At 47.1% G+C, this 9,675-nt stretch carries 12 protein-coding genes; 11 read left to right on the top strand and 1 reads right to left on the bottom strand.

Annotation, left to right across the window (positions count from 1 at the left end; translation table 11 throughout):
• Positions 1–199: hypothetical protein (locus tag ACWB0I_RS02615; RefSeq protein WP_479386478.1), on the bottom strand; the 199-nt coding region annotated here is incomplete at its 3' end.
• A gap of 377 nt (positions 200–576) precedes the next feature.
• On the opposite strand from ACWB0I_RS02615, the gene ftcD reads away from it, so the two are divergent.
• The 11 genes from ftcD (at position 577) to ACWB0I_RS02560 (ending at position 9,535) form a co-directional block, all read left to right on the top strand.
• Positions 577–2,409: a glutamate formimidoyltransferase gene (gene ftcD / locus ACWB0I_RS02610; protein ID WP_479386477.1), complete on the top strand. Its 1,833-nt coding sequence runs from the start codon at positions 577–579 to the stop codon at positions 2,407–2,409.
• A 164-nt stretch (positions 2,410–2,573) separates the two neighbouring features.
• Complete coding sequence (locus ACWB0I_RS02605; protein ID WP_479386476.1) at positions 2,574–3,605, top strand: zinc-dependent alcohol dehydrogenase family protein; 1,032 nt, start codon at positions 2,574–2,576, stop codon at positions 3,603–3,605.
• Positions 3,606–4,291: 686 nt separating this feature from the next.
• Positions 4,292–4,951 (top strand): metallophosphoesterase family protein, encoded by a 660-nt coding sequence (locus ACWB0I_RS02600; RefSeq protein WP_479386475.1) that lies wholly within the window; start codon positions 4,292–4,294, stop codon positions 4,949–4,951.
• Between the two features lie 295 nt (positions 4,952–5,246).
• The gene (locus ACWB0I_RS02595) at positions 5,247–5,690 is read left to right on the top strand and encodes a DUF134 domain-containing protein (protein ID WP_479386474.1); all 444 of its coding nucleotides are present in this window, start codon (positions 5,247–5,249) and stop codon (positions 5,688–5,690) included.
• Between the two features lies 1 nt (position 5,691).
• Positions 5,692–6,549, top strand: a complete 858-nt coding sequence (locus ACWB0I_RS02590) for a nucleotide-binding protein (RefSeq protein ID WP_479386473.1) — start codon at positions 5,692–5,694, stop codon at positions 6,547–6,549.
• Complete coding sequence (locus ACWB0I_RS02585) at positions 6,546–7,427, top strand: ATP-binding protein (protein WP_479386472.1); 882 nt, start codon at positions 6,546–6,548, stop codon at positions 7,425–7,427. The genes ACWB0I_RS02590 and ACWB0I_RS02585 overlap by 4 nt, the downstream gene beginning before the upstream one ends.
• Positions 7,427–7,768 carry a NifB/NifX family molybdenum-iron cluster-binding protein gene (locus ACWB0I_RS02580; RefSeq protein WP_479386471.1) on the top strand — a complete coding sequence of 114 codons (342 nt, stop codon included), beginning with the start codon at positions 7,427–7,429 and terminating at the stop codon, positions 7,766–7,768. The genes ACWB0I_RS02585 and ACWB0I_RS02580 overlap by 1 nt, the downstream gene beginning before the upstream one ends.
• Positions 7,769–7,996: 228 nt before the next feature.
• The gene (locus ACWB0I_RS02575; protein WP_479386470.1) at positions 7,997–8,374 is read left to right on the top strand and encodes a DUF5320 domain-containing protein; all 378 of its coding nucleotides are present in this window, start codon (positions 7,997–7,999) and stop codon (positions 8,372–8,374) included.
• Positions 8,375–8,480: 106 nt separating this feature from the next.
• On the top strand, positions 8,481–8,654 hold the full coding sequence (locus ACWB0I_RS02570; protein ID WP_479386469.1) for a hypothetical protein: 174 nt from the start codon (positions 8,481–8,483) through the stop codon (positions 8,652–8,654).
• 200 nt (positions 8,655–8,854) lie between these two features.
• Entirely contained in the window at positions 8,855–9,316 is a 462-nt protein-coding gene (locus ACWB0I_RS02565; protein WP_479386468.1) for a CGGC domain-containing protein, read from the top strand.
• Between the two features lie 18 nt (positions 9,317–9,334).
• Positions 9,335–9,535 carry a ferredoxin gene (locus tag ACWB0I_RS02560; protein ID WP_479386467.1) on the top strand — a complete coding sequence of 67 codons (201 nt, stop codon included), beginning with the start codon at positions 9,335–9,337 and terminating at the stop codon, positions 9,533–9,535.
• The last annotated feature ends 140 nt before the right edge of the window (positions 9,536–9,675 follow it).

The following is a 9,675-nucleotide window of genomic DNA, read 5'->3' as shown; positions in this document are numbered from 1 at the left end:
CGCCTGCCAGACGGGCCCGTGCTACGGCCGGACAAGCCTGTCCCCGAAGATCGGGATTTCCGCTGCGCTCCAACCGGTGGCCAGACCTGTCAGGCTGCGCTTTGCCAGACTGGCGGGCCTGTCCGGTGGCCAGACGGGCCTGTCCGGTGGCCAGACGGGCATGTCCCCGAGGATCGGGATTTGGAATGACGCTCGGCACGAAGCCTCACTGATTGTCTTTTCGCCCTTATAAAAGTCTCGGGCTTCAGGTCGAGACTTTGTTAAGTAAAGAAAGATTTCTCCGCGCTGCATGTCGCTTTAGGTCTGAGCATCGGTCGAAATGACAATCCGGGTGTGGCTTCTAAAAAAGGTGATCCAATTTGTCTTAGTCCAGTCTTTTGAGGCAAAAAAGGTTTTTAACCGCTCTTTTTTGGGGATGAAGCATAGGGCTCAATAAACACAACTATCCTGAGCCTCTGCGCCTTAAAACCTTTTTCTTAATTCCGGAAAATCAAACGATTTGTCATTGTTAATTAATCAAAGTTTTTGTAATTTTGATCTTTGTTGAACAGTGTAAGAAAAATGAGCGAGGTGAAAATGAGTAAAGCGTTAGTCGAATGCGTACCGAATTTTTCTGAAGGTCGTAATAAGGAAGTGATTAATCAGATTACCAATGCAATCAAATCGGTTGAAGGCGTAAAGTTACTGGATGTGGATCCTGGCGCAGAAATGAACCGCACGGTAGTTACCTTTGTCGGTTCGCCACAAGGTGTAAAAGAAGCCGCCTTTCGGGCTATCAAAAAGGCGGCTGAACTCATTGACATGCGTATGCACAAGGGCACCCATCCGCGAATCGGGGCAACGGACGTCTGTCCCTTTGTACCGGTAAGCGGCATTACCATTGAAGAGTGTGTGGCCCTTTCAAAAGAGGTGGCCAAACGGGTGGGGGAAGAATTGGGCATTCCGGTGTACCTTTACGAAAAATCGGCCACCAGACCGGAACGCCAGAACCTGGCCATCATCCGCCAGGGAGAATACGAGGGGCTGGCCGAAAAACTCAAAGATCCCAACTGGAAGCCGGATTTTGGCCCGGCTGAGTTTAACGCTAAAGCCGGCGCCACTGTGATTGGTGTGCGTGAATTTCTGATCGCTTACAACATTAATTTGAATACACGTGAAGTTAAATATGCCACGGACATTGCCTTTGAATTACGCGAAAAAGGACGCTCAGTACGCCGGGGAAATATTCGCCCCTTCTATTTTAAAGGGCGGGAAATTTTGAAATACAGAGAAGGCCATTACCCCTGTGGAAGTTGTGAATTTGTGGGCCGAACCATCCAGGAAACCATTGAGCATTGCAAAGCAGTACACGATTATGATTTGCGATACCTTTTGCAGCTCAATGGAATCAATCCGGAGCATCCGGAAGGGCAGTCGGTCAAAAAACCTGGCAAATTCAGATATTGCAAAGCCATTGGCTGGATGGTTCCGGAATACGACCGGGCGCAGATTTCCATTAACTTAACCAATTACAAAGTGACCTCCATGCACCATGTTCTGGAAGAAACGCGGCGTCTGGCCATGGAACGGGGGCTGGTTGTTACCGGAAGTGAAATTGTGGGCATGGTGCCCTACCCGGCTTTGCTGGAAACCGGTATGTTCTACTTAAAGCAACAGGGCCGTTCGGCGGGGATTCCCATTCGCGATATTCTGGAAACGGCGGTTCAATCGCTGGGCCTGCGGGACGTAACCGATTTCAAGATCGAAGAACGCGTTTTAGGTCTGCCAGAAGACTTGAACGCGCCGCTGGTGCAGATGAAAGTGGCGGATTTTATTGATGAAGTTTCACGCGAATCTCCGGCACCAGGCGGCGGATCCATTGCTGCTTTAAGTGGTAGCCTTGGGGCCGCGCTGGCATCGATGGTTTCCAACTTAACGGCCAATAAGCGGGGGAGCGAAGCGGTTGACGAAATTTTAAACGAGGCAGCAGAAAAGGCCCAGAAAATCAAGTTTAAACTGGCTGCAGCCATTGATGCCGACACCAACGCCTTTAACGCCTACATGGAGGCCCGTCGTTTGCCCTCCAGAACCCCGGAAGAAAAGAAGAAAAAACACGAAGCCGAGCAGGCGGGTTTGAAACAGGCAGTAAACGTTCCGCTGGAAACCGCCAGACAAAGTCTGGAAGCCTTAAAAGTGGCGGAAATCGTTGTAAAATATGGCAATCCGAACTCCATTACCGATGTGGGGGTAGGAGCCTTGATGGCCTTTAACGGGGTCAAAGGTGGAGTGTTTAACGTGCTGATTAATTTAGGACAGATCGAAGATGCGGTTTTTGTGCAGGAAATGAAAAAGACCTGTGAACAATTAGAACAACAGGCTGCGGATTTGCGTGACAGAATTATTAAAAAAGTGGATGGAAAAATTAAATAGAGCAAAAGGAATGGAGAAATAGAGTTGAAGGATTAAGAGTGGAGAGTAAATGCGTCGCTTGTTTCCTCACCAGGCAAGTCTTCTGAGAATTGGAGTCCATGATTTTAAACCCTTAGCTCTACAGCGGCCCAAAATAAAAACAAAACCAGTTGCGGAGGTTTGCGATGAAAGCCATGGTATTAAATCAGACAACCGATTTAAAAATCAATAAAACGCCCCTGCAATTAATAGAACTTCCCGATCCGATTCCGGGAGATCATGAAATTTTGTTAAAAGTTTCCACCTGCGGTGTGTGTCACACCGAATTGGACGAAATCGAAGGACGGACGCCGCCCGCCTATTTTCCCATGGTGCTGGGACATCAGGTAGTGGGTAAAGTCGTACAATTGGGCCCGGGCGTAAGCAAATTAAAGATCGGCGATCGCGTGGGCGTGCCGTGGATTTACTCTTCTTGCGGGCACTGCGAATTTTGTCAACGTGGAGAAGAAAATCTTTGTCCGGAATTCAAAGCCACCGGACGCGATGTGTTTGGCGGTTACGCCGAGCTAATGGTGGTGCACGAGGATTTTGCCCATCCCATTCCGGAAATCTTTAGCGACGAAGAAGCGGCGCCTTTGCTCTGCGCCGGCGCTATCGGCTACCGCTCCTTACGGCTTACCAATCTTGAAAACGGTCAGCGGCTGGGCTTAACCGGCTTTGGCGCTTCCGGCCATCTGGTGCTGAAAATGGTGCAACACAAATTTCCAGACAGCGAGGTGTACGTGTTTGCCCGTAGCCAGAGCGAACAGGACTTTGCCCGCGAGTTGGGCGCCGTGTGGGCCGGCGACACCGAAGCATTAGTGCCGCAAAAACTGCACGCCATCATCGACACCACGCCGGTCTGGAAACCGATTGTCGAAGCGTTAAAAAATCTTTTACCCGGCGGGCGACTGGTCATTAACGCCATTCGCAAAGAAGATCACGACAAAGATTATTTACTAAAATTGGATTATCCACAGCATTTGTGGATGGAAAAGGAGATCAAAAGCGTGGCCAATGTGGCTTTGCGCGATGTGCGCGAATTTTTGCAATTAGCGGCCGAAATTCCCATTAAACCGGAATACCAGACCTACGCTTTAGAAGAAGCCAACAAAGCGTTGATTGAGTTGAAAGAACGCAAAATTCGCGGGGCCAAGGTGCTGAAAATAGAAAGCTAAAATGCTATTTAGAATGCTTCCAACGTAAGATATTGCACATTAGCGTGCGAAAATTTTTGTTTTGTGTGAGGAAGTAAAAGGGTTGAATGGTTCAATGGTTGAATGGCCTGTCCGGTGGCCAGACGGGCCTGTCAGGCTGGTGCTGCCAGACTGGCCTGTTCCCGAGAATCGGGATTTTCACTTCGCTCCAACCGGCCGTAAGACGGACGCCCTTTGGGGTTTTTTAAAGGTTGCGGCTCTGCTACTTTAACTAATCAAAAACTAAAGTAGTTAAAGTACTGAACAAACGGGATTCAACTCCTAAAGAAGAAGGGCACTTTCAAAATTTCAAAATTGTCATGCCTAAAAGAGCGATCGATTCAGAAAATAAAACACGATCCCTTTGCAAAGGCCAAAGCAGTGCGTGATCTTTCGTTTTTTGACACTCTGCTGGATGATAGGGATGTTGACGATTTTGTGCAAACCGTTTATCAGATGAGAAAAGAAGAAAAGGATTGTACAGTGCTCAATTATTTAAAAGTTTTTATTGTTAATCAAGAAGCTGTGGACTGTTTGTAATGCAAAGATTCGGTAAGCTATTTTTAAGAAAACCATTATCTTGTTCTACGAATTTCTAAATCATTCAGTGTTTCAATTGTGCGGTGTATACGATAATTAAAATTTGTACAGATTAACAAGGGGTATTCATGAATCTCATCGTTTTGACCGACATCCACAACCATACCCTGGCCATCGATCGCATTGGCCGTGAACTGATGGAAGCCGATCTGGTACTTCTGGCCGGTGATATCACAACCTTTGGCAATGCGCGTGAGGCGCAAAACATCATCGACACCATCCGTAACCACAATCAAAATATCCTGGCCATACCTGGTAACTGCGATCCTCCGGCTGTAGAACGGTTTCTAAATAACCTGGGCATTAACCTCGATAATCAAATCAGAGAGATCAATGGCTATTTTTTCTGGGGATTGGGCGGCGCCTTACCAGCGCCCGGCGCAACACCCAATGAGTTGAGTGAAGAACAATATGAACGTGTTCTGAACAAACTTCGTAGGCACATCGGGCCTGACGAACAATGGATTGTACTGATCCACCAGCCGCCTTTTGGTACAAAGACCGATCGCTTGATTGCCGATGAACATGTGGGCAGCCGCGCCCTGCGTCGCTTTGTGGAAGAGGTGCAACCTCTGGCCTATTTCACAGGACACATCCACGAAGCCCAGAGCATTGATTATCTGGGACGTACCGTGATCGTCAATCCAGGCCCTTTGCGTTCCGGCGGTTACGCCCTGGCCCGACTACATGATAATGCCATTGAGGTGGAAATAAAGAATTGGCGCTGAGTAAATTTTAGTTAAAAAGCAGTTTTGCCCTCATCCCTGGCCCCTCGCAGAGCAAGGGGAAAACGGCGTTGGTGGAAAGGATTCCGATGAATTGGAGATTTGCAATGACACTCAGCACCATTTAAATATTTAACTATTCAACCATTCAACTAATTAACTCTTAAACTCTTAACTCTTGAACTCCTAACTCCTCCAGCCTCTTTTTTTTTTCAACACAAAAATACTTGACAAAATGAACTTTTGTTCATTATATTGCGTACAAGAGAATGAACATATGTTCATTTAAAGGAGACGTATGAGAGGACCTTACAGAAAACGCATGATCTGGCAGCCGCCACAGTTCAAAAACTTTAAACCGAGCGGAATTCCCAGACGCGCACTGGAATCCATAGTGCTCACCGTGGATGAGTACGAAGCCATTCGCCTGGCCGATCATCTGGGACTGGAGCATCAGGCCGCAGCCGAACGCATGCGTATTTCGCGCCCTACATTTACGCGCTTGATCGAACAGGCCAGACACAAGGTGGCTACCGCTCTGGTAGAAGGCAAAGAGTTGATTATTGAAGGCGGAAATGTGGATTTCATTAATACATTGGCTCACTGTCATGATTGCGGCGAGACCATTCAACAACCCTTTGAGGCTAACCTTGAACACTGTCCGGATTGCGGTTCGCAAAATATTGAAAATTTAGCGCATCGCTTTATGGTTAAGGGCAGAAGACACAGAAGAGGACGTTAAAATGAAAATTGCTGTTGCCAGTGGAAAAGGTGGAACCGGTAAAACGTTAATTGCTACCAATCTGGCTTTTGTAGCCTCCAGATCGAAAAAGGTGGCCTTGTACGATCTGGATGTGGAAGAACCGAATGCCACATTGTTTTTTGATCCAGAGGAAGTCCGGGTACAGCCGGTCGAAAGAATGATTCCCATTGTCAATGAAGCGGTATGTGATCATTGCGGAATTTGCAGCCAGATGTGTGAATATCATGCCATCATTACTCTGGCCAATCAGGTAATGGTCTTTCCCGAGCTCTGCCATAGTTGTTACGGCTGTCTGGAACTGTGTCCTCTGGGCGCCATAGAAGAGGGCAAAAAGGAAATTGGAAAAATTTTTGAAAGCCAAGCCGCAGGCCTCCAATTGGTGAGCGGTCTGTTGAAAGTCGGGGAGTCGGCCACTACGGCATTGATTAAGGATACCAAAAAGATGAGTAAAGACGACGCGCAAGTGATCATCTATGATTCGCCGCCCGGAACTTCCTGTCCGGTCATCGAAGCCATCAAAGACCTTGATTTTATTATTCTGGTTGGCGAACCTACGCCGTTTGGCTTGCACGATCTTGATCTATTGGTTCAGGTTGTGCAGCAATTGAATAAACCGTTTGGCATCGTCATCAACAAAGCCGTAGAGCAAACAGACATTATTACACAATATTGCCAGCAAAACCGTATTGAAGTTCTGGGTAAAATACCGCACAGGCAAGAAATTGCTAAAGCCTATGCTCAGGGCCAGTTAATCAGCCAGGTTATGGAAGGCATGGAATCTCTGTTTTTGAATTTGTTGCGCAAGGTTACACAAAAGGTTAGAGAGGTCGCGGCATGAAAGAGATTGTCATCATCAGTGGCAAAGGCGGAACAGGCAAAACCTCCATTACAGCTGCTCTGGGAGCCATAGCCGGCAAGAAGGCTGTGGTCGTAGATTGTGACGTGGACGCGGCCAATTTACATTTGCTTTATGAGCCACAGGTGCGCCTATCCGAAGATTTTTACAGCGGTAAAACAGCGGTGATCGACAACGATCTTTGCACGGATTGCGGTCTTTGCCAGGAAAAATGTGCTTTTGACTCCATAAGATATGAGTACGGACAATATTTTGTTGATGAAGTAGATTGTGAAGGGTGTTCTGTTTGTTTTCATCTTTGCCCGCTGAATGCCATTCGCATGGAAGAAAATCTTGCCGGAAAATGGTACCATGCGCAATCTCGATTCGATAATGAGTTCGTCTATGCGCATCTGGGCATTGGGCAGGAAAATTCCGGCAAATTGGTGGCCAAAGTAAAACAGGAAGCAAAAAAGATCGCAGAAAATGAGAACGTCCCTTTCATCTTTGTGGACGGGCCTCCGGGAGTGGGGTGTCCGGTAATCTCTTCTTTGAGCAACGCGGATCACGTGCTTTTAGTAACTGAAGCCACGCAATCCGGTTTACACGATTTACAACGCCTGGTCGAATTGATCGAATATTTTAAACTAAAAGCATCGTGTGTGATCAATAAGAGCGATCTGAATGAGCAAATGGCCAGAGAAATCGATGCCTTCTGCCAGCAGCACCAGATTGCGGTGATTAATCACATTCCGTATCAAACCATATTTGTGGAAACCTTAAATGAGAAGAAAACACTAATTGAAAGTAATGATCCGGCTATTAAGGAGAAAATTCTGGAAATCTACCAATTTTTAACCAAAGAAGAGGAGAACGAGTGATGAAAGTAGCTTTTACTGCCCAGGGTAACGGTTGGTACGAAAAAGTCGATCTGCGCTTTGGACGAGGCAGAGGATTTTTTGTGGTAGATACAGACAGCGAAGTGACTACGTTCATTGACAATACGTCCAATGTGGAAGCAGCTCACGGCGCCGGCACCAATGCCGCGCAAATTATCATCAATGCGGGAATTGATGCCCTGGTTACGGGACATGTTGGTCCCAAAGCCGGTTCGGTTTTAAAAAGCGCGGGCATTAAAGTTTACACAACCGAAGGGAATATTACTTTAAAAGATGCTTACCAGAAGTTTAAAGAGGGCAAGCTGCAAGAACAACAGTTGTAATAGTTTAAATGGAAGAGGAGCAAAGTAAAGGGTTCTAAAAAAAATACAAATTATGAACTACTACTTCCTGAGTGGGATTATTTTGGACTGTACGCAGCTAATTACAAATCAGGAATTTAAAATTGGAGTGCGGAATGGACACTTTGAAATGTGAATTCTATTCAACCATTAAACTATTCAACTTAGAACCAGGAACTCAATGTTTAACCAAAAAAGGAGGATAAAAAAATGCCGTGGGGAGATCGAACGGGTCCATTAGGTCAGGGCCCCAGAACAGGCAGAGGATTGGGCTATTGCGCAGGCTATGATAGCCCGGGATACACCCGAGGTACACCCATGGGTCGCGGATTCGGTGCCGGGCGCGGTTTCGGTCGTGGCTGGGGACGCGGCTTTGGTTTTGGTCGTGGATTCGGCTGGCGCTGGCCCTGGCCAGCAACACAACCAGGCAGCAGTCAAACGGCTCAAACCAGCGAGCAAGCCAGTAAAGCCGAACTTTCAGCCATGAAAGATGAGCTGAGCAGCCTGAAATCCGCGGTAGAGGGTTTACTGAATCGGCTGAACGCACTGACCGCTAAGGACGAATCCGGAACCAGGGAAAACGACTAACATGCAAGCGGAAAATGTGGAGGCTGTTCGTCCAGTGGCGGGCAGCCCCCGCATCTTTACTGTTTAATTCAGTTTAAAGGAGAAAAAATGTTAGGCAGAAGAGGACGTGGAGGCGGCCGGGGACAGGGGCCCGGCGCAGGAAAAGGGCAGGGCCCGGGACGCAATCGCGCTGGGTTGGGACCTGCCGGATATTGTGTTTGTCCATCCTGTGGGACAAAAGTGGCCCATCAACCCGGTACGCCCTGCACCAGCGTTAAATGCCCTGAGTGTGGTGCAATGATGGTGAGAGAGTAAAGGCAAACGGTTAAAAAGAAAAAACTTCAGCGATGCGGATGGAGAATAAAATAAAAATTACGAATTACGAATAAAAATGTGTAGAATTTCATTTAACCTCTGCCATTTTACGCGCATGCTTCAAATTGCAAAACCAGGGGCGTTTTGTTTTTAAGAGTGAATTTCCCATTAACCCTGGAGGTAAAAATGTCCAATAGGGAAACTTCAAAAATTGTGAAGATCGGCATTATTATTTGCGATCGCTATCGCCATTGTGCCGGAGGCAAGTGTTTACGAGCGCTAAAAAATCGTGAAGGGGCTTTCAGCTATTACCAGGATGTAGAAGTGGAGCTGGTGGGTTACACTACCTGTGGCGCATGCCCTGGGGGCAATATTGAATACGCCCCGGCCGAAATGAAAAAGAATGGCGTGGATGTCATCCATCTGGCCACAGGCATGCTTGTCGGCTATCCGCCCTGTCCTTATCTTACTTACTTTAAAAATTTTATTGAAACGCATCACCAGATAAAGGTAGTCTATGGCACGCATCCCATTCCACAAAGTTATTTTTTAACACATCAGGAACTGGGAACCTGGAATTCGGAAGAATGGAAAGAGATCATTACACCGGAATTAACCATTGAGGAACAACGCTTAAGCTACAGTTAAACAGAAAGGAGGCTGAACATGCACGGAACGGGTAGTCAGGCCATGGGAAGCGGCGGCTATTGTATTTGTCCCAAATGCGATTACAAGGCGCCTCATCAACGTGGAATTCCTTGCCAGGACCAACGCTGTCCACTTTGCGGCGCTAAACTCATGCGTGAAGGTTCATATCATCACCAATTGTTGTTAAAGAAGAAAAGCCAGAAAAAGACAGGGGAATAATGAGGAAAAAAGATTAAAGGGATGGAAGGTATTTGCCGGCATGTGAGGTTTTGACCCACCCCTTAGTCCCATAGCCGTCAGGCTAAGTATTTAAAACCTTGAATAATAACGAATTAAACTTGGTAAATTTAGCTTTTTTT

Source organism: Caldithrix sp., from assembly GCF_056497305.1.
The sequence above is the reverse complement of the archived record's forward strand: the minus strand, read 5'-3'. Positions and strand labels throughout refer to the sequence as shown.